Origin of the sequence: Sinomonas atrocyanea (assembly GCF_030812675.1) — a bacterium.
Lineage (GTDB): Bacteria > Actinomycetota > Actinomycetes > Actinomycetales > Micrococcaceae > Sinomonas > Sinomonas atrocyanea_B.
Genome location: NZ_JAUSTE010000006.1, coordinates 72,775 through 93,705 on the forward strand (window position 1 = coordinate 72,775; position 20,931 = coordinate 93,705).

The following is a 20,931-nucleotide window of genomic DNA, read 5'->3' on the forward strand; positions in this document are numbered from 1 at the left end:
CCTGGGGGACCCCGTGCTGCACTACTCGTACCTGACCGCGAGCACCCGTGAGCGGCTCTTCGCCCGGCGGCCGCGGGAGCTGGGTCCCGACAGCGGCGCGGAGGCGCTCGCCGTCGGCCTCGGTGCCACGCTCTACACGCCGGGCACCCGGCCGGGCCTCGCCGAGGGGATCCTCCGCCGAGCCCGCTCCGGCTGCACGAGCACCGTGCTGTGCCTCGAGGACGCCGTCCCCGACTCGGCGGTGGAGAGCGCCGAGGACAACGTGGCCGGGGCCCTGGCCGAGCTTGCGGGGCTCGAGGCGCCGGCCCGGGCGCGGACGCTGCCGCTGCTGTTTGTGCGGCCCCGCTCGCCCGAGCAGCTGCTCGCCCTCGGCCGCCGGCTCGGGGACGCCGCAGAGATCCTCACGGGCTTCGTGCTCCCCAAATTCGAGAACTCCTCGGGCCGCGCCGAGCGGTTCCTCGAGGCCCTCGGGCAGCTCAACGCCGAGCTCTCGCCGCGGGTGCCGCTGCGGGCCATGCCCATCATCGAGCACCCGGTGACCACGCACCGGGAGAGTCGGCCGGAGGCCCTGCTCGCCGTCCGCGACCTGCTCGAGGCCCACCGCGAGCTCATCCTGTCGGTGCGGATCGGGGCCACGGACATCGCCTCCGCCTACGGCCTGCGGCGCTCGCGCGACCTGACCATCTACCACGTGGCCGTGGTCGCAGAGGTGATCGCGGACGTGGTGGGCATCCTCGGCCGGGCCGACGGCGGGTGGGTCGTCTCCGGTCCCGTCTGGGAGCACTACACGAACACCGAGCGGATCCTGCGGCCCCTCCTGCGCGCCACACCGTTCGATGCCGCGAACTCGGGCGTGCTGCGCGAGCAGCTGCTCGGTGCGAACCTCGACGGGCTCCTGCGCGAGATCGAGCTCGACCTGGCCAACGGCCTGCTCGGCAAGACGGTGATCCACCCCTCCCACGTCCCGCTCGTGCACGCGCTCCACGTCGTGGCGCACGACGAGTACGTCGACGCCGTGGACATCATGGCGGCCGAGGGCGGCGGGGCGGTCGCGTCCCGCTCCGGCGTGCGGATGAACGAGGCCAAGCCCCACCGGGCGTGGGCCCGCCGCACCCTCCTGCGCGCCGACGCCTTCGGCGTCGCCCGGCCGGACGTGACCTTCGTGGACCTGCTGGAAGCGAGCATGAAGTGACAAGCACCGCCGAGGTCACCCCGTGGGACCGCGAGGTCACCCCGCCGGAGGACGAGTGGCCCGGCACGGTGGTCCGCGACCGCCTGGGGATCACGCTCGCGACGGCGCCGGGCAGCCTCCTGCCCGTCGCCGCCCTCGTGGGCTTCGCGGTGCGGCGCAACCCGAAGCGGGCCCAGCTGCTCGTCTCGCGCGTCCTCGCCAAGCACGTGCCCACCTCGCCGGCGCTCGCCCTCGGCGCCGCCCGGCTCCTCGGCGCGGCCGTGGCCCGCGAGCTGGGGCTCACTCCCGCAGACCACACGGCCCCGGGGCCCCCGCTGGAGGAGGCCGCCCGGGCGCTCCTGGCCCGCCTCGCCGGGGACGCGCCGTCGGACGCGCCGCCCCTCCCCCTGCCGGCGCCGCCCGCCGGCGGCGAGCAGATCGCGACCCTCGGCTATGCCGAGACCGCCACGGGCCTCGGCCATGTAGTCGCCGAGTACCTCGGCTCGTACTACCTCCACTCGACGCGGCTGAGCACGCCCGTGCGTCCCTTCGGCGGCTTCGAGGAGGAGCACTCGCATGCGACGGGGCACGCCCTCGTGCCGAGCGACCCCACGCGCCTCGCCCGAGCCGCCACCGTGGTGCTGGTCGACGACGAGCTCTCTACCGGCCGCACCGTCCTCAACACGGTGCGCGAGCTGCACGCCGCCTGGCTCCCGGAGGCCGCGCACGACGCCGGCCCCTCCGCCGGCACCCCGCCTCGCCGGCGGTACGTGGTCGCCACCCTGGTTGACCTTCGCTCGGCCGAGGACCGCGCCGAGTTCGAGCGGCTCGCCGACGAGCTCGGGTGCGCCCTGACGGTGGTGGCGCTCGGGGAGGGATCGGTGGGCCTGCCCGCCGGTGTCCTCGAGCGGGCCGCACACTGGCTGGCCGAGTCCCCCGGCCCCGCGGTCCCATCGGGCGACCTCGCGCCCCCACCGGGCGACCTCGCGCACCTACGGGGTGACCTCGGCACGGTCCGGAGCGCGCGGTTCGGCGTCGACACCGCCGGTCCCCACGGGGTCCGGCTCGCGGAACTCGCCGCCCCCGCAGCGCGCGCCGCGTCCGCGGCCCTCGCCCGGGCCGGGGTCCCGCGGGACGGCCGGGTCCTCGTGCTCGGCGCGGAGGAGCACCTCGCGCTGCCCCTCGCCATCGCCGACGCCCTCGCCGCCGACGTCCCCGGCGTCCTCGTCTCCTCGACCACCCGCTCGCCCGTGCACGTCCACGACGAGCCCGGCTACGCGGTTCGCTCCGCGCTGACGTTCGCCTCCCACGACCACGCCCTCGACGGCGCGCCGGGCACCGGCCGCCGGCACGCCTACAACGTCCTGCCCCCCGGGGAGCGCTTCGACGCCATCGTCTATGTGCCCGAGCCCGGCACCGAGCCTGAGGACCTCGCCTCCCCGGGCAGCCCGGGAACGGAGGCCCACGGCGAGCCCGGCGTCAACGAGGCGCTCGCCCGGGCGGCGCGCACCGTCGTCGTGCTCCACCTCGGCGCCGAGCCGCCGTACGCCGAGCCGCTGCGCGGCGGCGCCCATTCCGGGGGCTTCGGCTCCTACCCGCCCGAGGACGTCGGCTGGCTGCTCAAGGACCTCTCGGGCGCGCGCCTCGAGGCGCCGGCCCACGAGCGCGAGGCCGCGATCCAGTCCGGCCGGGCGAGCTACGCCGAGTCGCTGCCGCAGGAGTACGAGCCGAGCCCCGAGTACCAGGCGCTGTTCCACGAGGCCCTCGCGGCATCCGGGCAGCCCATCGCGCAGGCCGTCGCGGACGTCACCGAGCAGGTCCTCGCCCTGCGCGGGCGGGAGCCGGTGCTCGTCTCGCTCGCCCGGGCAGGGACTCCCGTCGGGGTGCTCATGCGCCGCTGGGCCGCGCACGCCCACGGGCTCGACGTGCCGCACTACACGATGAGCATCGTGCGCGGCCTCGGGATCGACGCCAACGCGCTGCGCTGGCTGCTCACCCGCCACCGGCCCGAGCAGATCATGTTCGTGGACGGCTGGACCGGCAAGGGCGCGATCGCGCGGGAGCTCGCCGCGGCGCTCGGGGACTTCGCCGCCTCCGACGGGGTGCGCCTCTCCTCCGAGCTCGCCGTCCTGGCGGACCCGGGGCGCTGCGTGCGGGTGTTCGGCACCCGGGACGACTTCCTCATCCCCTCGGCCTGCCTCAACTCGACCGTCTCGGGGCTCGTGTCCCGCACGGTGTTCAACCGCGCGCTGGTCGGCCCGCACGAGACGCACGGGGCCAAGTTCTACCGCGAGCTCGCCCCCCGGGACGTCTCGAACGAGTTCGTCGACGCGGTGGCCGCGCACTTCCCCGGCGTCCGTCCGCGGCTGCCCGGGCCCCTCGCCGAGCCCACGTGGGCCGGCTGGGCGGCCGTCGAGCGGATTGCCGCGGAGCAGGGCCTCGGCCCACTCGAGCACGCGGTCAACCTCGTCAAGCCCGGCGTCGGGGAGACCACCCGCGTGCTGCTGCGCCGGGTCCCCTGGAAGGTGCTCGCGCGCCCGGAGCTGCTGGCCACGGACGACGCCGGCCGCCTCCTGCACGGCGACCTCGCCCACGTGCTCCTGCTCGCCGCCCAGCGGGGCGTTCCGGTGGAGCCGTCGGACGGCCTGCCGTACAGCTGCGTGGGGATCATCCATCCGCGCTTCACCCCCGGCGCGACCGGGGCCGACGGCAGGGCGGTGCGCGATGTCTAGGCCGCTCGTGGCGTGCGACCTCGACCGCACCCTCATCTACTCCGCGAAGGCGCTCCACCTCGACGGCCCCGACCAGGACGCTCCGCGGCTCGTGGTGAGCGAGGTGTACGAGAACGCCCCGCTGAGCTACATGACCCGCGTGGCGGAGGACCTCCTGCACGAGCTGGACGGCCACGCCGTTTTGGTCCCGGTGACCACCCGGACCCAGGCCCAGTTCGCCCGCGTCCAGCTCCCCGCCACCCCGTACGCGATCACCACCAACGGAGGCGTCCTCCTGCACCACGGGACGCCCGACGGCGCGTGGTCCGCGCGGGTGCGCGGCGCCGTCGGGCGCGGCTCGGCACCCATCGGCGAGGTTCTGGCACGCCTGTGCGAGAACGATCCGCCGTGGGTGGAGCGGGTCCGGACGGCCGAGGACCTGTTCGCCTACGCGATCGTCAACCGGGCAGCGTTGCCGGACGAGTGGCTCGCCGAGCTCACGGACTGGTGCGCCGGGCGCGGCTGGATCGTCTCGCTCCAGGGGCGCAAGCTCTACTGCGTCCCGGCGGCAGTGACCAAGGAGGCCGCCGTTGCCGAGGTGATGGACCGGACGGGGTCAGCGCGGCTCATCGCCGCCGGCGACTCGCTGCTCGACCGGGGGCTCCTCGAGCTGGCCGACGTGGCCCTGCGCCCCCGCCATGGCGAGCTCGAGGCCGTGTGCTACACCCACCCCGGGCTGCAGGTGACGGATAGCGCGGGGGTCCTGGCGGGCGAGGAAATCCTCCGCGCGGCGCTGGAGGCCGCGCGCGTCCTGCCTGCCCGCGCTCAGCCGACGGCGGCGGACGCGGAGGCGTCCTTGGCCCATTCCTCGGCCATGAGGCGGTAGGAGCGCTCGCGCATCGCGGGATCGTGGGCGTAGCCGGTGAGGATGATCTCGTCGATGCCGTACGAGGCCGCGAAGACCCGCAGGAACTCGGCCGCCTCTCCGGGGGTGCCGACGGCGGAGAAGCGCAGCGCCGAGGTGGCCATCTGCTCCTCGTGGGGGGCCCAGTCCATCTCGCGGACCGGCGGACGGAGCGGCCCCCGGGCGCCGCGGCGGATCGCCACGAACATCTGCTGGTGGGTGGTGAAGAGGAACTCCGCCTCCTCGCGCGTCGGGGCGACCATGAGGTTGGCGCCGGCCATGACGTACGGCTCGGAGATCTGCGCGGTCGGCGCGGACGGGTTGAACATCTGCCGGTAGGTCCAGATCGCCTCCGAAAGCTGGAACGGGGCGAAGTGGCTCGCGGCCGCGTACGGCAGACCGAGCTGGCCCGCGATCGCTGCGCCGGCCGTCGAGCTCCCGAGGATCCACAGCGGGACCTCGGTCCCGCGGGCCACGGCGGCGTGGACCCCCTGGGAGAGCTGGACGCTCTCGGCGTCGTCCTCCTGCTCGCCGAAGAACCACGCGAGGAGCCGGATGTTCGCAGCGAAGGCGGCCTCGCCGTCGTCGCGCGCCCCGCGGCGCAGGAGGGCAGCGGTGCGCGGATCGGTCCCGGGGGCGCGCCCCAGGCCGAGGTCGATGCGGTCGCCGTAGAGGTTGGCGAGCGTGCCGAACGCCTCGGCGACGGCGAGCGGCGCGTGGTTCGGGAGCATGATCCCGCCCGAGCCGACGCGCAGCCTGGACGTGTTCGCTGCCGCATTGGCGATCAGGAGCGCCGTGGCGCTCGAGGCGAGCGCGTCCGTGTTGTGGTGCTCGGCGTACCAGAGCCGCCGGTAGCCGGCTTCGTCCGCGAGGCGCGCGAGGCGGGTCGAGGCAGCCAGCGCGCCGGCCACGTCGGAGCCTTCCACGATGGGGGCGAGGTCAAGGATCGAAAGTGCGGTCACAAGGGCGGCAACCGGTGCCCGGGCCGAGATGTTCCCGAGACAAGTGTGAGCCCGATGTCACGTTGGATAACAGCTCCATTGCGTTTCAGCAACGTCCTCGATTCCGGGTGTTACAAGCGTGGCCAGCGGGAAAGAATGAAGGCGTTGTGGCCGGCCGGGGGAACATCCCGAGCTCGTGGGAGGAGCTGCTGTGGACGATGCGTTGATGGTGACGAACCTTGTGTACTTCGGGACGCTCATGATCGGGGGCGCGCTCCTGCTGTTCCTCGCGGTGGCCACCGTCATCACGCTCGTGATCGCCGGCGCTGGCCAGGGAGTCGCGTCGGCCGCCATGGCCGCTCTGCGGGCAGCGCGCGGACTGGTCCAGCGGGCGCTCGCCCGGCGCGAGGCCGCAGCCCAGGGGCCCGCGGTCGAGACCGAGGAGGCCCGTGCCGAGTACGCCCGCCGGGCCGTGATTGCCAAGGCGGATGCCCTCCTCGCCGCCAAGCGGGCCTCTGCCACCGCCGCCTCGGCCGCCGCGGACTCGCGCGCCCCGCGGTCCGTCGACGCCGAGGACGCGCAGCCTGCCGACGAGGAGGTCGCGATACCGGTCCTGCTGCCCGCCCTGAGTTCCGCCGCGGCCCCCGCCCCGGCTCCTGCCCCGTCGTCCGAAGACCACGCGGCGCCGGCGCGCCCGAGCGAGCCCGCCGCCGTCGCCCGCATGCGCCCTGCCCGGCCGATGCCCGCCCGACCCGGCCCGCACACCGGGACGCAGCCGATCCTGGTGGTCAGCCGGGCCAGCTGACAGGACGGCACGCCACGGGGCCCGACGCCGCGCCAGCCGCGGTGTTGGGCCCCTTCCCTGTGTGGAGAGTTCTCCCCATCGCGCCGGGTGCGGGGCGGCGTATAGCGTGGAGCCAAGTCCACGGGGGAAGCCCGAGGGGCAGGACGGAAGGGAAGACCATGGCTATTCAGCAGGGTGCCAACGTTGCCGAGCTCCGCGGTGTCGCGAAGCAGTTCGACGCGAAGGCCAACGAGGTGGACCAGATCAAGAACAACCTCAATGCGCTGATCAACAACAACATCCCGGCGAACTGGGCCGGCCGCGACGCCGAGCAGTTCAAGGGCGAGTGGCAGTCCACGGGCATGAAGTCCCTGGCCAAGCTCGTCGAGCAGCTGCGCGACGCCTCGCGCACCATGAACACCAACGCCACGGCGCAGGAGCAGACCTCCAGCAGCCTGCATTAGCACCCGCGCGGCCACCGCGCCGCCCGCGCTGACCCGCGCACGCGAGAGGCCCCACGGCATCTGCCGTGGGGCCTCTCGCCGCGTTCCGGCTCCCTTGCTGGAGTCCCGGACATCCTGCTGCGGCCGGGTCTGGTGGGACCGCTCGGGCCGGGGCGGTGGGTGTCCCGCGCTGGCCGTCGCCGCGCCGTCCGGGCCGGTGGGCTCGTCGGGCTGACTGCTACCATCAGAGCAAGTCACGGGCACCAGCGACAACTGTCCCGCTGATCGATGGTCAATCTGACCAAGAGAACCCGCTTTGAGCCGTGGAGAGTGATCAGAACGCAGCAGCTTGACCGCACCGACCGCCGGATCCTCCTCGCGCTCGACGAGGACCCGCGCGCGCCCATCATGGTCCTCGCGCAGCGCCTGGGCCTCGCACGGGGCACCGTGCAGTCCCGCCTCGAGCGCATGGGCGCGAGCGGCGTGCTGCGCGCCAGCAGTACCCGCGTGCACCCCGAGGGGCTGGGCCGCGGCGTCCTGGCCGAGGTCAGCGCCGAGCTGGACCAGAGCCACATCAACGAGGCCGTGGCCGCGCTGGGCCGCATCCCCGAGGTCCTTGAGTGCCTGGCCCCGGCCGGGGACACCGACCTCCTCATCCGGGCGGTCGCCACGAGCCCGGATGACCTCTACCGCGTGTCCGAGGAGATCCGCCTATGCCCAGGCATCCGGCGCACGTCGACCCGGATGATCCTGCGCACGGTCATCCCGTACCGGACCACGGCGCTCCTCGAGGCCGACGACGGCGGCACCCCCGCGCCGTCGTCCGCGGCCCCGCCCCCGGCGACCCGGCCCAGGTCCCGCCGCCCCTGACCGTTTCGGGTACGCATCTCGTCGCCCTTTCGCCGTTCCGGGTACGCATCTCGTCGCCCTTTCGCCGTTCCGGGTACGCCAGGCGCGCCCCCGCCGTCGTCCGCAGGCGGGACGCCCGGCTACTCCCCTGACCGGCGCTCGAGGTCCTCGAAGTCCTTCAGCCACAGCTCGCGGGCCTCAGTGTCCCGCGCGCGCCGGGCCTGCGTGAGCGCGCGCAACTCCTCGAACGCCGAGGAGGGGGCGGAGGCTGCGGCGCCGCGCCGGCGTCTGGACACGCCCAGCATGAGCAGCGCCCGCTCGGTGGCCGCGGAGTTCTTGACCGCGAACGCGGTGCGGCGGCGCCGGAGGGCCTCGCGGACGGCGGTGTGGGCGTCGGCGCGGCGGCCGAGCTCGCGCAGGGCCCGGGCACGGAGCACGAGGAGGGCCGCGGCGAGGTCGCTCGCGTTGGCCAGGCCCTCGGTCCAGGCCACGATGTCGTGCGGGCGCCCTAGCACCTCGGCGAGGCGGCACGAGGCGAGGGCGGTGGGCATCGAGGGCGGCAGCGGGGCGAGGACGGCGAGCGCCTCATCCGGCCGGCCGACCTCCCGGAGGCTGTGGGCGAGCGCGAGGCACACGGCCTCCTCGCTGAAGAGGACCTCGACCTCGACCCCTTCGGAGACCTCGATCCAGTGCCGCACTCCCCCGAGGTACTCGGTGGCGAACGCGGCGGCGGCCGGCTCGCTCGTGCCCGCGAGTCCGCGGGCCAGGAGCTCGGCGGCCTGGGCGTGGTGGTGGGACCGGTAGGCCTGGAGGCCTGCCATGACGTAGCAGAGTCCGGACCAGCTGGGGTGGGCGCGGGCGATCACCACGAGCCGCTCCGGCTCCGCGTGGGCGAACACGGCCGCGTGGACCTGCTTCTCCACCTTGGACGCGAACGGCCGCAAGCGCGGAGCCCTGGTCCGGCCAGTGACCCGCTGGGCGAGGCGGCGTCTGATGCCGCGGACAGGGGCATAGACCTGCGCGCCGCGGAAGGGAGTGAGGTCGCGCGGGTCGTGGAACGGGGGGCGGCCGCCCAATTCGCGGGAAGGCATGCCCACCATGCTAGCGACGCGGCCCCGCCCACCCCCAGGCGGGCTTTCGGGTACGCATCTCGCTGGGGAAACGGCATTCCGGGTACACCACCGGCCCGGCCGTTCCTTCCCCGAGGGGAAGCCCCGGCGAGACGGCCGACGGCGGCGCTGCGCGTCGTCGTGCGCCGAGGGCCGCCAGAGGGGCGGCGCGGGGCAGCCGCGGGCGCGCAGGGGCAGCCGTACCCGTAAGCCCTCAGAGGCGACTAGATGCGTACCCGGAACGGGAAAGAGGCGACTAGATGCGTACCCGGAACGGGAGACAGGGGGTCAGCGGGTCGCGAAGTGCACCCATGCCCCGATGACCCAGACGGTCGCAGCCGCGGCGGCGAACGCGAATTCGGCGAGGCGCCCCAGCCCCAAGGCCTTGAGCGCAGCCCACGAGGACGCCCCGGCCGCCCGCAGATCGCGGGTCCTCACCCATTCGCTCCCGAGCAGCCCCACTGCGAAGCCCAGGAACAGCCCGACGACTGGCACCGCGAACATGCCGATGACGGCGACAACGGTGGCGGCGAGAATGGAGCCGTTGGGGACCTGGCGGGCAGCGAGCCTTCGCCCCGTGAGCACATAGGAAGCACCCATGCCGGCGGTGAACAGCACCGTGCCGATGGCGAACACCGTCCATCCGCCGGCCCCGGCCCCGCCGAAGAGCGCCCACTCGAGCAGGGCGAGAGTCCCGAGGACACTGCCCGGGAGCACCGGCAGGATCGTGCCGAGCACTGAGACGGCGAGGGCGATCGCGCACAGGAAGGCCGCGAGGAGGCTGGTATCCACGCGGCCATCCTCCCCCATGCGAACGCCGGGAGCGGGGAGGGAGCGCCTACTCGCCCGGGACGACGGCGGCGGCCACCGCGGCGGTGACGGCGGGGGCGACGCGGGGGTCGAGGGGGCTCGGGACGATGTAGTCCGCGGAAAGCCCGTCGTGGGCGAGCCCGGCGATGGCCCTGGCGGCGGCGATCTTCATCGCCGGGGTGATCCGCCGTGCCCCGGCGTCCAGGGCCCCGCGGAAGATCCCCGGGAAGGCCAGGACGTTGTTGATCTGGTTCGGGAAGTCGCTGCGCCCCGTCGCCACGACGGCCGCATGCCGGGCAGCGACCTCAGGGGCCACCTCGGGGTCGGGGTTGGACAGGGCGAACACGATCGCGCCCTCGGCCATCCCGGCCAGGCGCTCCTCCGGCACGGTCGAGGAGGAGACGCCGATGAAGACGTCCGCCCCGGCGAGGGCCTCGGCCGTTCCGCCTTCGACCCCGCGCGGGTTGGTCCGGGCAGCGTACTCGGCCTTGAGCCCGGACAGGCCGGGCCGCCCAGCGTGGATGGCGCCCTTGGAGTCGAGCAGGACCACGTCCGTCAGCCCGGAGGCCAGGAGGATCTCCGCGATGGCGATCCCCGCGGCCCCGGCACCGGCGATCACGGCCCGCAGCGAGGACAGCTCCTTGCCCACCACGGCGGCGGCGTTCGTCAGCGCGGCCAGGACCACCACGGCGGTGCCGTGCTGGTCGTCGTGCATCACGGGCATGTCCAGGGCCTCGATCAGCCGGGCCTCGAGCTCGAAGCAGCGCGGCGCGGCGACGTCCTCGAGGTTCACCGCCCCGAACGAGGGCGCGATCCGCACCAGGGTCTGAACGATCTCGTCCACGTCCGTCGTGTCCAGCACGATCGGGATCGAGTCCAGCCCTCCGAAGGTCTTGAACAGGGCGCTCTTGCCCTCCATCACGGGCAGCGAGGCGGACGGGCCGATGTCCCCCAGCCCCAGGACCGCGGTCCCGTCCGAGACCACGGCCACGAGCCGCGAGGCCCACGTGTGCGTGCGGGCCAGGGCCGGGTCCGCGGCGATCACACGGCTCACCTGCGCGACCCCGGGCGTGTAGGCGATCGAGAGGTCGCGCTTGGTCACGAGCGGGCGCTCCACCGCGACGGAGAGCTTCCCGCCCTCGTGCGCGGCGAAGATCTCCTCGGTGCTGATCGGCTCGGCGAGCGAGTCAGAAGATGGGGCAAAGGTGTCGATGGGAGCAGTCACGGCAGTGTCTCCTGGGTCAGGTGCCGCCGCGCTCGCGGCTCGGGCCGCGGGTAGTGAGGGGCGCACGACGGCGTGGCGGGCCTCGCGCGGGAAGACGGCCGACCGCTGTGTCGGCGCGGGTCTCCCGTGCTCAGCCTGGTGGGATCCGGGGTGATTGCCGGGTTCGGCACTTCCGGGAGCCGGCTCATGCGCGGGGATGACCGCGCGGGCACCGGCCTCGGGAAAGAGGTAAGGACATCATAGGTGGATGGAGCCCGCCTTCCGCAAGGCGGAAGACGCAGGGTCGTCACCCGACCGACGGGCCGGGCCAGCGCCCGCACCGCGCCGTCCCGGGCGGTCCCGGGCGGTCCGCGGCCGCTGGCGTATAGTTGGACAGTCCCCCGGTCCCCCTCTCTGTCCGCGTGCCGAACGGCCCCCCAGCGTCCGGAATGAGGTTGCTTCGCAGTGCTCGAATTGCCCCACGATCTGGTGACCCCTGCTCCACCGCCGGCGACGCCCCGCATGGCTGCCCGGTACGAGCAGCTGCTGGACACGGCGGCGCAGTTCGCGACCCGCGAGTACCCCGAGGTGGACGTTACCGAGGTGGCGCACGAGGCCGGGGTCTCCTCGAGCACTGCCTACCGGTACTTCCCCTCGTCCGCGCACCTGCTCCTGGGCCTGCACCGGCGCCAGCTCCTCGAGCTGAGGAACCGTGTCGAAGACCGCGTGGCCGCCTCCCGGACGGACGCGCAGCGGGCGAGCGCCCTCGCCGGCGCCGCCGGAGAGCTGTTCGCCATGCGGCTGGCCCAGCCCGCCGTCAACTCGTGCCTCGACGAGCTCGTGGTCCCGGCCGACCATGAGCTCGCCGCGCTCATCGGCGAGGTGGACGAGCTGTCCTGGTCGGTGCTGGGGCGCCTGGCCGGGGACGCGGAACGGGGACGGAGCATCGTGCTCGTCATCTCGGGGCTCGTGTCCGGGGTGCGGACCGGCCGCCTCATGCCCTACGAGGCTGAGCAGCAGCTCAAGGCTGCGTGCGAGATCGTCGCACGACGGCGCGTGGCCCGCGCCCGCTGACCCCTCCCCTTCCCCTGCTCTCCCCTCCCGCGGAGGAGCCACGTCCGCGACCTCGAGGAGCCGCGTCCGGGACGTCCAGGGGGGTCAGGCGACGCTGCGGATGCGGGTGACGAACACGGCCCCGAGCAGGCCGATCACGGCGGCGGCGATGTAGAGCGAGACGTACCCGCCGAGGAACGCCACGAAGGGGTACGCGATCGCCGGGGCGATGACCTGCGGCAGCGAGTTGGCGATGTTGATGACCCCGAGGTCCTTGCCGCGGTCCTCGGCGCGCGGGAGGACCTGGGTCACGAGCGCGAAGTCGACCGCCTGGTAGGCGCCGTACCCGATGCCGAGCACGCTCGCGCCCGCGATCGCCCCGGCCCAGGTCGGAAACAGCCCAATGGTCAGGGAGGCCACGGCGATGACGCACGAGGAGATGATCACGAGCGGCTTCCGCCGGCCCATGCGGTCGCTGAGTCGGCCGCCCACCACGCTGGTCACGATGACGAGCACCGCGTAGATGCCGGTGAGGATGAGCACGCCGGTGGCCGGGGCGATCCCGGTGGTCTGCTCGATCCGCACCTCGTCCGTGAGGAAGTACACGAGGTAGAGCAGGATCATGTGGTTTCCCACGTTGACGAGCAGCTTGGTGAACCACGCCCACCCGAAGTCCGGGTAGCGCCGGGGGCTGATCCAGAACGAGGCGAGGAATCTGCGGAGCGAGAAGCCCCCGAACGCGCCGCGCGGCAGGGCGGCGTCCCCCGCGGTGACGAGGTAGACGACGGTCCCGAGGACGAGCACTGCCCCGCAGACCACGTAGCCGAGGGAGAAGCTGCCGGCCACGGCGGCGGCCACCACGGCGCCGAGGAGGATGCCCACGGTGATCCCCATCGCGGCCAGGCCGCCGACGGTGCCGCGCTGCGCCACCGGCACCTTGTCCGGGATGGCCGCAGTGATGGCCGCATAGGCGGCATTGCAGCCAGCCTGCACGAGGCACCACAGCGCCGCCATGACGGCAACGTTCGGCGCGCCGGCGAGGGCCACGAGGCCGAGCGCCCCTGCCACGGCCCCGAGGAGCACCCAGGGCCGCCGCCGGCCGAACCGGCCAGGGGTCCGGTCCGAGAGGGCCCCGGCCAGCGGGTTCCCGAACGTGGAGACCGCCGCCCCCGCGCCCGTCACCAGCGCGAAGATAGCCTCCTTCGCGCCCGGGTCGAACGCGGCCGCCTGCTGGGCCAGGAGCACCTGGAGCGGGCCGAAGAACGCGACATTGATCCCCACGTTGACCAGGACCACGCCCAGGATCCAGGGCAATCGGACCGGGACCGTGGGTTCGGCGGCGACGGCCGTGCCGGGCTGGGCGGCGGCGGGGCGGTGGGGCACGGCCACGGGGACCTCCGGCTGAGCTGGACTGGTGCCCTCAGGGTACGGCAGAACGGCCCGTCTGGGCCCTCCATGACGCCCCGGAGGCGCGCGGGTGCGGCCCGGACAGCGGGTATCGTCGCCTCCGTGGAGAACGTGGAGAACGCGGCGAACGCGGCCAACGCAGAGAGCCCGGCGACAGCGCCGGACGAGGCGATGGCGGCTCAGGTGTACCAGCAGATCATCAACTCGATCGTGTCCGGCCAGCTCCAGCCGGGCCAGCGGCTGCGCGAGCGCGAGCTCTCGGAGCAGTACGGCGTCTCCCGCATCCCGGTCCGCGAGGCCATCCACCGGCTCGAGCAGGACGGCTTCCTGGTCACGGCCCCGCGCCGCGGCGCAGTGGTGCGGAAGCTGACGCTCAAGGACGTGGACGAGCTGTTCGACCTGCGGGTGCTGCTCGAGTCGTTCGCCGCGGCCCGGGCCGCGGAACGGGTGGCCGACGGCCGCGCGGACGCCTCGGTCCTCAGGGACACGCTCGCCGCCGCGCACGCGGCGCTGGCGGCCGGGGACACCGAGCTCGCCTCCGACCTCAACGCGTCCTTCCACGACCAGATCGTCGCGCTCACGGACAACGCGCTCCTCGAGCGGTCCATCCGGCCGCTGCGGGGCCTGAACCGCTGGGTCTTCGGCCTGTCCGTCAACCGGCCGCTCGAGGTCAGCGCCCGCGAGCACGAGGGGCTCGCCGACGCCATCATCACCGGCCAGCCCCACCTCGCCCAGGCGCTGTCCGAGGCCCACGTCGAGGCGGGCCGCCGACCCGTGCAGGAAGGGCTCGCGGAACAGCTGGGCGAGCCGGTCCGGTAGCGCCGTCCGGGACCAGCAGTCCCGGTAGGCTCGTCCCATGGCCGCGAGTCCCTGGACCACCCATGCACGGCGCTACCGCGAGATCGCGGACGTGCTGGCCCGGCACGGGCTGAGCCAGGTGCTCTCCCGGGCAGGCTTCGGCCGGCTGGTCCCCCGCGGGCGCGGCGGCGCGGCGCTGCCGGGGAGCCCCGTGGGCGGTCCCGTGCACGTGCGCCTTGCCCTCGAGGAGCTCGGCCCCACCTTCATGAAGCTCGGCCAGATCCTCTCGACCCGGCCGGACCTGATTCCCGAGGCCTACCAGGCGGAGCTGGCGAAGCTGCAGGACGCGGCGCCGCCCGTCCCCGCGGAGGCGATCCGCGCCGTCGTGCGCGAGGAACTCGGCGAGGACGCCTTCGCGGCGTTCTCCGCGTTCGACGACGCTCCGCTCGCGAGCGCGTCGATCGGCCAGGTCCACGCCGCGCGCCTCGCGGACGGGACGAAGGTGGTGGTCAAGGTCCGCAAGCCGGGCGCGGTCGAGCGGATCCGGGAGGACCTCGAGATCCTCCACAACGTCGCGGTCCGGGCCAGCCGGGCGTGGCCGGTGCTGGAGTCGTACAACGTGGTGGCGCTCGTGGGCGAGTTCTCGCGCACGCTCACCAAGGAGCTGGACTACCTCGAGGAGGGGCGCAACGCCGAGCGGTTCGCGGCGAACTTCGCCGGGGACGGCCGCTACCGCTTCCCGCGGGTCTTCTGGCAGACGACGACGTCCCGCGTGCTCACCCTCGAGTTCATGGAGGGCCTGAAGATCAACGACGTCCAGGCGCTCGACGCGGCAGGGCTGGACCGGCGCGCCCTCGCGGACCACTCGGCGGCGGCCCTCGCGCAGATGATCTTCGAGGACGGGTTCTTCCACGCCGACCCGCATCCCGGGAACATGTTCGTGGAGCCGGACGGGCGGATCTCCATCATCGACTTCGGCATGGTCGGGGAGATCGACGACAAGCTGCGCGGGGACCTCGGGCACCTCCTCATCGCGCTCGCCCGCAAGGACGCCCGCCGGCTCGCGCGGGCGCTCGAGGGCATGTCGCTGACCGGCCCCGTCGCCGACCGGGCCCGCCTCGCGGCGGACGTGGCCGAATTCATCCAGCTGTACGACGGCGTGGACCTCGCGGACGTGAACATCGCCCGCATGGCCCAGAAGCTCCTGGGAGTGGTGCGGCGCCACCGCCTGCTCATGCCCGCCGAGGCGGCGATCGTCATCAAGATGATGGTCATGGCCGAGGGCCTGGGCCGGGTCCTGGACCCGGGGTTCCGGCTCTCCCGCGTCCTCGAGCCCCACGTGCGCCGGCTGCTGATCGAGCAGTACTCCCCCGCGGCGCTCCTGCGGGGCCTCCGCGCCGCCGGCCTCTCGGCGCTGGACCTCGCCTCGGACGTCCCCGACCTCGTGGACAGCCTCAACCGCGTCCTGGACTCGGGCGGCTTCGAGGTGCACCTGCGGGCCTCGGAGCTCGAGCCCCTCGTGGCGCGGGCGGAGAGGATCGGGAACAAGGTGCTCGCCGGCGTCATCGCGGCGGCATTCATCCGCGGCGTGGGCGAGGTCGTCGCCTCCGACAAGCGCTGGCGCGGGTGGCGCGAGCCACTCGTGCGGACGGGGCTCGCAGGGATCGCGGGCCTGACGGGGTACCTCGCCGTGACCACGCTCGGTCGCCGCCGGCGGCGGTAGGGCGAGCCGGCCTCAGGTGACCGTGAGCTCGGCGTACATCCCGGCGAGGTAGTGGCCGGGGACGTTGCACAGGAGTTCGTAGTGGCCAGCGGGAAGGTCGAGGGTGACCCAGGAGGCAGCCCCCGGGGCGATCCCCTCCCCCTTGCCCGCGCCGCACGACGCCGAGGCCTCGCCCAGGCTGCCGGCCTCGCTTGCGGTCCCGTCGGCCCCCACCGCCCGGGCGCCGAGAGCCTGCCCCTCGGGCAGGGGCAGGACCAGCAGCTCGTGCGGGACGCTGCCCAGGTTGGTGACCGCGAAGGACACCTGCCCCCGTGGGACCGAGGTCCTGTCCGCGGCCAACCGCATGCCCCGGCCCCTCATGCCCCGCCCCCTCATGCCGGCGCCCATGTCCGTCTCGGTCACCCTGACCGTGGTGCCGGGCAGGCTGGGGGCGGCGCATGCGGGCGCTCGTTCCATCACGGCCCCGGGCGGCGGACCGAGCAGGGCCACGGCGAGCAGGGACGCCGCCGTCATCAGCACGGCCGCGAGGGCGGCGATGAGGACTGTGGACGGGCCCCTTGTGGTCACGGCCTGCGCCTGAGGGCGTCGAGGCGGGCCCTGTACTCCGTCTCATCGATCTCGCCGCGCGCGAACCGCTGGGCTAGGATCCGCTCGGGGTCATCGGGGGGCGCCCCGGGCGGGTAGTGGCCTGCCCCGCCGCGGGAGCCGCGGATCAGGAGCACGACGACGGCCGCCACGCCTCCCCAGAACAGGAGCATGACGACGCCCATCACCACCCAGCCCCAGATGCCGCCGCCGCCGTACCAGCCGTACATCATCGCGTCCTCCCTCGACGTCACCGAGCATGGTCCCTGCCGGCCGTGGGCGACAGGGCCGTCAGGCCCGGAACCGCGGGGGTGAGGGCCCTACCCCGCGCCCTGTGCCGTGACGGCGATCGTGACGTCCTCGAGGTTGGGCAGGGCATGCCCGAGCCGGTGGGCGCCAGCAGATCGCAGCTCATCCGCCTGGGCGGCGGTGGTGAGGGCGTCGACGCGCACGGTGGCGGAGCCGTGGAGACGATGGCCGATCCAGCGCAGCTGGACGCGTTCTACCCCGATCACCCCGGGGGTGTGCGCCAGAGCGTGCTCGGCGCGGTCGACGAGGTCGGGTTCGATGCCGTCGAGCAGCCGGCGCCCCAGGCTGCGGACGGTGCCCCACAGCAGCACGAAGATCGCGACGCTGATCAGGAGGCCGACGATCGGATCCGCCAGCGGGAAGCCGAGCATGACGCCGACCGCCCCGACGACCACGGCGAGCGAGGTGAATCCGTCGGTGCGGGCGTGGACGCCGTCGGCCACCAGGGCGGCCGAGCCGATCTTGCGGCCCACGCGGATGCGGTAGACGGCCACGGCCTCGTTGCCGGCGAAGCCGATGACTCCGGCTGCGGCGACCCACCAGAGGTTCTCGAGGGGCTGGGGGTGGAAGAGCCGGTCGATGGACTGCCAGCCGGCCACGATGGCTGAGAGGGCGACGACCGCGATGATGAACAGGCCGGAGAGGTCCTCGGCCTTGCCGAGGCCGTAGGTGTAGCGGCGGGTCGCGGGACGGCGGGCCAGGAGGAAGGCCACCCAGAGGGGGACGGCCGTGAGCGCGTCCGAGAAGTTGTGCACGGTGTCGGCAAGGAGCGCCACCGAGCCGCTGATGAGCACCACGAGGAACTGCAGGACCGTGGTGCCCAGGAGGACGAAGAGGCTGATCTTGAGTGCTCGGACGCCCTCGGTGCTCGCCTCGAGCGCGTCGTCGATCGAATCCGAGGAGTCATGGGTGTGCGGGACGAAGAATTCCTTGAGCGTGCCGAGGAAGCCGTGGTGGTGGTCGTGCCCGTGATCATGACCGTGCCCGTGATCATGACCGTGGGCGTGGGCGTGGGCGTGATCATGGTCATGCGCGTGCCCGTGGTCGTGATCGTGGTGCTGGTCCGCTCCGGTGGAGTGCGGGGCGTGCTCGGCGCTCATGCGCTCTCCTTCTGGCCGATGTCGACCTGGGCATGGTGATGGCGGGGGACCCCGTCGAGGGAGTGCTCAGCCTGGAAGATCGCGTCGGAGACCATCTGCGAGGCATGCTCGTTGGCCAGTCGGTAGAAGGCCCGCGTCCCCTCCTGGCGGGCGGTGACGATGCGGGCGAGGCGCAGCTTGGCCAGGTGCTGTGACACCCCGGCCGGCGCCTTGCCGACGGATTCGGCGAGGTCGTTCACGGAGAGCTCCCCTTGGGCGCGCAGCGCCAGGATGATCCTGACACGGGTCGCGTCGGCGAGCATCGAGAACACCTCGACCGCGAGGTCCACGTACTGCGAATCGGGGTCGAGCCCGCAGACCTTCTTATCTGCATTCATACGCAGATAATGACACCCCGCGTCCCGGGAGGCAAAGCCGGGCTAGTGGTGCAGGTGCTCCCGGTCCCGGTGCGCGGCGTTCTCGAGCTGGAAGGTGGAGTGCTCGACGGGGACGTCGAAGTGCTCGGCCACGCATTCCTGGAGCTGCACGAGGATCTGCTGCGAGTGGCCGTTGACGAGGCATTCGTCCTTGAGGGTCACGTGCCCGGTGATGACCGGTGTGCCGGTGCCGATCAGCGTGGCGTGGAGGTCGTGGACGTCGAGGACGTGGGGCAGGGCGAGCATGTGCTCCCGCACGGCCCGCAGGTCGAGGCCCTTCGGGGTGGAGGCGAGGAGGACGTCGGTGGTCTCCTTCAGCAGCCGCAGGGTCCGGGGCACGATGAGGGCGCCGATGAGGAGCGAGACCAGGGCATCCGCGCGGGTGAACCCGGTCGCGGCGATCACGATCGCCGCGATGATGACGGCGGCCGAGCCGAGCGCGTCGTTGAGCACCTCGAGGAACGCCGCGCGGAGGTTGAAGCTGCTGTGCCGTCCACCGGCGAGGACCAGCAGGGCGATCGCGTTGCCGCAGAGCCCGATCACGCCGAACCAGAGCATGGCGGACGAGCCGACCTCGGGCGGTTCGATCAGGCGGCGGATCGCCTCGATGAGGACGAGGGTGCCGACCACGAGCAGGAGGCCGGCCTGCAGGGCGGCGGCCAGGACCTCGGCGCGCCGGTAGCCCCACGTGCGCTCGGGGGTGCGGGGCCGCAGCGCCAGCGATGCGGCGATCAGCGCGATGACGAGCCCGGAGGCGTCGGTGAACATGTGCCCGGCGTCCGCGAGGAGGGCGAGTGACCCGGACACGGCCGCCCCGACGATCTCGGCGGCCAGGATCAGCACCGTCACGCACAGCGCGGCGAGGAGGCGCCGGCGGTCCTGCGTCGCGCCGGCGTGGGAATGGTCGTGCCCGTTCATCACCGGCTCCTCCGCTTCGTCGGGCTCGTGGCGGACTCGCCGGCCCCATGTCCACGGAACAACGTTACAGAAGATCGAGCAGCGGCGGGACCGTGCGCTGCCTAGTCCCCCGCCACGGCGGCGAGGGCCGCGCGGAGCCGGGTGCCGGCGTCGTCCGCCACCTCGCGGACCTGCTCGCTCGAGCTGAGCTGGACCATGGTCTGCGGATCGATAGCCTCGACGGTCGTGGAGTCCGCGCCCGCGCCGCGGCGCACCACCACGTTGCAGGGCAGCAGCGCCCCCATCTCGGGCTCGGCAGCCAGCGCGCGGCTGGCGAGGTTCGGGTTGCAGGCGCCGAGGATCACGTAGTCGCCCACCGCGTTGGCGGCGTCGGGGCCGAGCTTCGCGGCGAAGGTGGTCCGGATGTCGACCTCGGTCAGGACGCCGAAACCCTGGTCCTTGAGGGCGGCGCGCACCGCCTCGACCGCTTCTGCGTACGGGAGCTGGACGTGGGTGGTGAGCGTGTAGGCCATGCACCTACGCTCCCAGCCCCGCCGCCCGGGATCAAGGGACCGGGGCGGGCACCGCCGGGCGCGCCGGGCGGCCGGGCGGTGCCCGCCCGCTCAGAGGGTGTTCAGAAGGGACTTCATGGACTCGATCTCGGCGGACTGGGAGTCCACGATCGAGCTGGCCATGGCGACGGCATCACGGTGCGAGCCGCCGGCCCTCTCGGTCTGGGCCATCGCGACGGCGCCCTCGTGATGGGCGATCATCTGGCTCAGGAACAGCCGGGAGGCCTGGCGGCCGTCGGCGGCCCGCAGCTTCCCCAGGTCCTCTCCGCTGAGCATGCCGTCCATGCCGTGGCCAGCGTCGCCGGGCATGGCGCCGGGCTGATTCCACGCACCCAGCCAGCCCTTGAGTGTGGCGATCTCGGGCGCCTGGGCGCCCTTGATCTTCTGGGCGAGGGCACTGACACGGCCGTCGAGGCCGGGCTTGGCCAGCATGATGTCGCTCATCTCCACCGCCTGCTCGTGGTGGGGGATCATCATCTGCGCGAACATCACGTCCTGGGCGTTGAAGGCCGTTCCGGACGTGCTGGCGGCCGAGGCCATGGGCATCGCGTGGCCGTCATGGGGGCCGCTGGCGGCCGGGGTGGGCTGGGCTGCGGTCCCGCATCCGGCGAGGGCGAGGAGGGCGGCAGCAGGCAGGGCAAGGGTCTTGGTGTTCACAGTGTCTTCCGATCAGTGGGCATGCAAGGGGAACGGGCGCTGGGGCCCGCCGTCACGTCCTGCTGATCGAGAGTTCCGCGAGGTCTGGCGTGGGCGCCCGCGGCTGCACGGCGGCCGGCACCGCGGCGCGGGCCGGCCGCTGGAGTGCGTCCGGCCGACCAAGCACGACGGCGGCGGGAGGTGCAGGGGGCAGCACGCCGGGCGCCGGAGTGCAGTGGACCATCGCCCCGGCCGGGGCCGGCGACTCAGGGTTGCAGGCGGCGGCCCCGGGGTGCTGGGCGTGCCCCACGGCGGGCAGGGCCGCGGCTGCCGTCGGGGCCGAGGACCCCGGCATGGGCATGGTGTGGTCCACCCCGAGCACGTGCATGCCCAGCAGCCCGGCCATCACCGCGGCCACGAGGAGCACCGCGCGGGCAGATCGCCACGACTCGGGGCCCGGAAGCCGCCTGAAGACCCCGGTGGCGGCCCCAGCTGTGTCGATCTGCACG

22 protein-coding genes are annotated in these 20,931 nt (G+C 73.6%); 9 read left to right on the forward strand and 13 right to left on the reverse strand.

The genetic code is table 11. From position 1 onward, the window contains the following. Positions 1 to 13: 13 nt before the first annotated feature. The 3 genes from J2W20_RS10230 to J2W20_RS10240 are packed head-to-tail and all read left to right on the forward strand — an operon-like array spanning position 14 to position 4,768. On the forward strand, positions 14 to 1,192 hold the full coding sequence (locus J2W20_RS10230; RefSeq protein ID WP_307006462.1) for an HpcH/HpaI aldolase/citrate lyase family protein: 1,179 nt from the start codon (positions 14 to 16) through the stop codon (positions 1,190 to 1,192). Further along, the gene (locus tag J2W20_RS10235; RefSeq protein ID WP_307006463.1) at positions 1,189 to 3,903 is read left to right on the forward strand and encodes a phosphoribosyltransferase domain-containing protein; all 2,715 of its coding nucleotides are present in this window, start codon (positions 1,189 to 1,191) and stop codon (positions 3,901 to 3,903) included. Before J2W20_RS10230 ends, J2W20_RS10235 begins: the two co-directional genes overlap by 4 nt. Next, positions 3,896 to 4,768, forward strand: coding sequence for an HAD family hydrolase (locus J2W20_RS10240; protein WP_307006464.1), 873 nt, complete (start codon positions 3,896 to 3,898; stop codon positions 4,766 to 4,768). Before J2W20_RS10235 ends, J2W20_RS10240 begins: the two co-directional genes overlap by 8 nt. On the opposite strand, the gene J2W20_RS10245 is transcribed toward J2W20_RS10240, so the two are convergent. Beyond that, the gene (locus J2W20_RS10245; RefSeq protein ID WP_307006466.1) at positions 4,708 to 5,748 is read right to left on the reverse strand and encodes an LLM class flavin-dependent oxidoreductase; all 1,041 of its coding nucleotides are present in this window, start codon (positions 5,746 to 5,748) and stop codon (positions 4,708 to 4,710) included. The two genes, J2W20_RS10240 and J2W20_RS10245, sit on opposite strands and share 61 nt — an antisense overlap. Positions 5,749 to 5,953: 205 nt before the next feature. Here J2W20_RS10245 and J2W20_RS10250 point away from each other — a divergent pair, with 205 nt between their 5' ends. The 3 genes from J2W20_RS10250 to J2W20_RS10260 all read left to right on the forward strand — a co-directional run bounded on the left by J2W20_RS10250 (position 5,954) and on the right by J2W20_RS10260 (position 7,824). Further along, on the forward strand, positions 5,954 to 6,532 hold the full coding sequence (locus J2W20_RS10250; protein ID WP_307006468.1) for a hypothetical protein: 579 nt from the start codon (positions 5,954 to 5,956) through the stop codon (positions 6,530 to 6,532). A 158-nt stretch (positions 6,533 to 6,690) separates the two neighbouring features. Then, positions 6,691 to 6,975 (forward strand): WXG100 family type VII secretion target, encoded by a 285-nt coding sequence (locus J2W20_RS10255; RefSeq protein WP_307006054.1) that lies wholly within the window; start codon positions 6,691 to 6,693, stop codon positions 6,973 to 6,975. Between the two features lie 267 nt (positions 6,976 to 7,242). Further along, positions 7,243 to 7,824, forward strand: coding sequence for an Lrp/AsnC family transcriptional regulator (locus tag J2W20_RS10260; protein ID WP_307006469.1), 582 nt, complete (start codon positions 7,243 to 7,245; stop codon positions 7,822 to 7,824). A 119-nt stretch (positions 7,825 to 7,943) separates the two neighbouring features. Here the strand turns inward: J2W20_RS10260 and J2W20_RS10265 are convergent, their stop codons facing one another. The 3 genes from J2W20_RS10265 to J2W20_RS10275 all read right to left on the reverse strand — a co-directional run bounded on the left by J2W20_RS10265 (position 7,944) and on the right by J2W20_RS10275 (position 10,935). Then, complete coding sequence (locus J2W20_RS10265; protein WP_307006470.1) at positions 7,944 to 8,894, reverse strand: hypothetical protein; 951 nt, start codon at positions 8,892 to 8,894, stop codon at positions 7,944 to 7,946. 306 nt (positions 8,895 to 9,200) lie between these two features. Then, positions 9,201 to 9,704 (reverse strand): DUF456 domain-containing protein, encoded by a 504-nt coding sequence (locus J2W20_RS10270; protein WP_307006471.1) that lies wholly within the window; start codon positions 9,702 to 9,704, stop codon positions 9,201 to 9,203. Positions 9,705 to 9,750: 46 nt separating this feature from the next. Further along, positions 9,751 to 10,935: an NAD(P)-dependent malic enzyme gene (locus J2W20_RS10275; protein WP_373458003.1), complete on the reverse strand. Its 1,185-nt coding sequence runs from the start codon at positions 10,933 to 10,935 to the stop codon at positions 9,751 to 9,753. 480 nt (positions 10,936 to 11,415) lie between these two features. Between J2W20_RS10275 and J2W20_RS10280 the strand changes: the two genes are divergently transcribed. After that, on the forward strand, positions 11,416 to 12,000 hold the full coding sequence (locus tag J2W20_RS10280; protein ID WP_307006473.1) for a TetR/AcrR family transcriptional regulator: 585 nt from the start codon (positions 11,416 to 11,418) through the stop codon (positions 11,998 to 12,000). A gap of 84 nt (positions 12,001 to 12,084) precedes the next feature. Here the strand turns inward: J2W20_RS10280 and J2W20_RS10285 are convergent, their stop codons facing one another. Beyond that, complete coding sequence (locus J2W20_RS10285; protein WP_373457998.1) at positions 12,085 to 13,368, reverse strand: MFS transporter; 1,284 nt, start codon at positions 13,366 to 13,368, stop codon at positions 12,085 to 12,087. Positions 13,369 to 13,488: 120 nt separating this feature from the next. Between J2W20_RS10285 and J2W20_RS10290 the strand changes: the two genes are divergently transcribed. Then, entirely contained in the window at positions 13,489 to 14,205 is a 717-nt protein-coding gene (locus tag J2W20_RS10290) for a GntR family transcriptional regulator (RefSeq protein WP_307006474.1), read from the forward strand. 37 nt (positions 14,206 to 14,242) lie between these two features. Next, positions 14,243 to 15,907, forward strand: coding sequence for an ABC1 kinase family protein (locus J2W20_RS10295; RefSeq protein WP_307006475.1), 1,665 nt, complete (start codon positions 14,243 to 14,245; stop codon positions 15,905 to 15,907). A 12-nt stretch (positions 15,908 to 15,919) separates the two neighbouring features. On the opposite strand, the gene J2W20_RS10300 is transcribed toward J2W20_RS10295, so the two are convergent. The 8 genes from J2W20_RS10300 to J2W20_RS10335 all read right to left on the reverse strand — a co-directional run bounded on the left by J2W20_RS10300 (position 15,920) and on the right by J2W20_RS10335 (position 20,930). Further along, positions 15,920 to 16,474 carry a sulfocyanin-like copper-binding protein gene (locus J2W20_RS10300; protein WP_307006476.1) on the reverse strand — a complete coding sequence of 185 codons (555 nt, stop codon included), beginning with the start codon at positions 16,472 to 16,474 and terminating at the stop codon, positions 15,920 to 15,922. After that, the gene (locus J2W20_RS10305) at positions 16,471 to 16,746 is read right to left on the reverse strand and encodes an SHOCT domain-containing protein (RefSeq protein ID WP_307006477.1); all 276 of its coding nucleotides are present in this window, start codon (positions 16,744 to 16,746) and stop codon (positions 16,471 to 16,473) included. Before J2W20_RS10305 ends, J2W20_RS10300 begins: the two co-directional genes overlap by 4 nt. Positions 16,747 to 16,812: 66 nt before the next feature. Next, positions 16,813 to 17,901 carry a cation diffusion facilitator family transporter gene (locus J2W20_RS10310; RefSeq protein WP_307006478.1) on the reverse strand — a complete coding sequence of 363 codons (1,089 nt, stop codon included), beginning with the start codon at positions 17,899 to 17,901 and terminating at the stop codon, positions 16,813 to 16,815. Then, positions 17,898 to 18,278, reverse strand: a complete 381-nt coding sequence (locus J2W20_RS10315) for an ArsR/SmtB family transcription factor (protein WP_307006479.1) — start codon at positions 18,276 to 18,278, stop codon at positions 17,898 to 17,900. The genes J2W20_RS10310 and J2W20_RS10315 overlap by 4 nt, the downstream gene beginning before the upstream one ends. A gap of 42 nt (positions 18,279 to 18,320) precedes the next feature. Continuing rightward, positions 18,321 to 19,235, reverse strand: a complete 915-nt coding sequence (locus tag J2W20_RS10320) for a cation diffusion facilitator family transporter (RefSeq protein WP_307006480.1) — start codon at positions 19,233 to 19,235, stop codon at positions 18,321 to 18,323. Between the two features lie 101 nt (positions 19,236 to 19,336). After that, positions 19,337 to 19,747, reverse strand: coding sequence for a DUF302 domain-containing protein (locus J2W20_RS10325; protein ID WP_307006481.1), 411 nt, complete (start codon positions 19,745 to 19,747; stop codon positions 19,337 to 19,339). 90 nt (positions 19,748 to 19,837) lie between these two features. Next, positions 19,838 to 20,443 carry a DUF305 domain-containing protein gene (locus J2W20_RS10330; protein ID WP_307006482.1) on the reverse strand — a complete coding sequence of 202 codons (606 nt, stop codon included), beginning with the start codon at positions 20,441 to 20,443 and terminating at the stop codon, positions 19,838 to 19,840. A 52-nt stretch (positions 20,444 to 20,495) separates the two neighbouring features. After that, a complete protein-coding gene (locus J2W20_RS10335) occupies positions 20,496 to 20,930 on the reverse strand; it encodes a DUF6153 family protein (protein WP_307006483.1) in 435 nt (144 codons plus the stop codon). Position 20,931 lies beyond the last annotated feature (1 nt).

What these genes read in the sequence shown, in the direction of transcription:
- J2W20_RS10320 (WP_307006480.1), bottom strand. Translation starts at nt 19,235, where the DNA reads ATGAACGGGCACGACCATTCCCACGCCGGCGCGACGCAGGACCGCCGG.
- J2W20_RS10295 (WP_307006475.1), top strand. Translation starts at nt 14,243, where the DNA reads ATGGCCGCGAGTCCCTGGACCACCCATGCACGGCGCTACCGCGAGATC.
- J2W20_RS10315 (WP_307006479.1), bottom strand. Translation starts at nt 18,278, where the DNA reads ATGAATGCAGATAAGAAGGTCTGCGGGCTCGACCCCGATTCGCAGTAC.
- J2W20_RS10255 (WP_307006054.1), top strand. Translation starts at nt 6,691, where the DNA reads ATGGCTATTCAGCAGGGTGCCAACGTTGCCGAGCTCCGCGGTGTCGCG.
- J2W20_RS10260 (WP_307006469.1), top strand. Translation starts at nt 7,243, where the DNA reads ATGGTCAATCTGACCAAGAGAACCCGCTTTGAGCCGTGGAGAGTGATC.
- J2W20_RS10240 (WP_307006464.1), top strand. Translation starts at nt 3,896, where the DNA reads ATGTCTAGGCCGCTCGTGGCGTGCGACCTCGACCGCACCCTCATCTAC.
- J2W20_RS10250 (WP_307006468.1), top strand. Translation starts at nt 5,954, where the DNA reads ATGGTGACGAACCTTGTGTACTTCGGGACGCTCATGATCGGGGGCGCG.
- J2W20_RS10325 (WP_307006481.1), bottom strand. Translation starts at nt 19,747, where the DNA reads ATGGCCTACACGCTCACCACCCACGTCCAGCTCCCGTACGCAGAAGCG.
- J2W20_RS10265 (WP_307006470.1), bottom strand. Translation starts at nt 8,894, where the DNA reads ATGCCTTCCCGCGAATTGGGCGGCCGCCCCCCGTTCCACGACCCGCGC.
- J2W20_RS10310 (WP_307006478.1), bottom strand. Translation starts at nt 17,901, where the DNA reads ATGAGCGCCGAGCACGCCCCGCACTCCACCGGAGCGGACCAGCACCAC.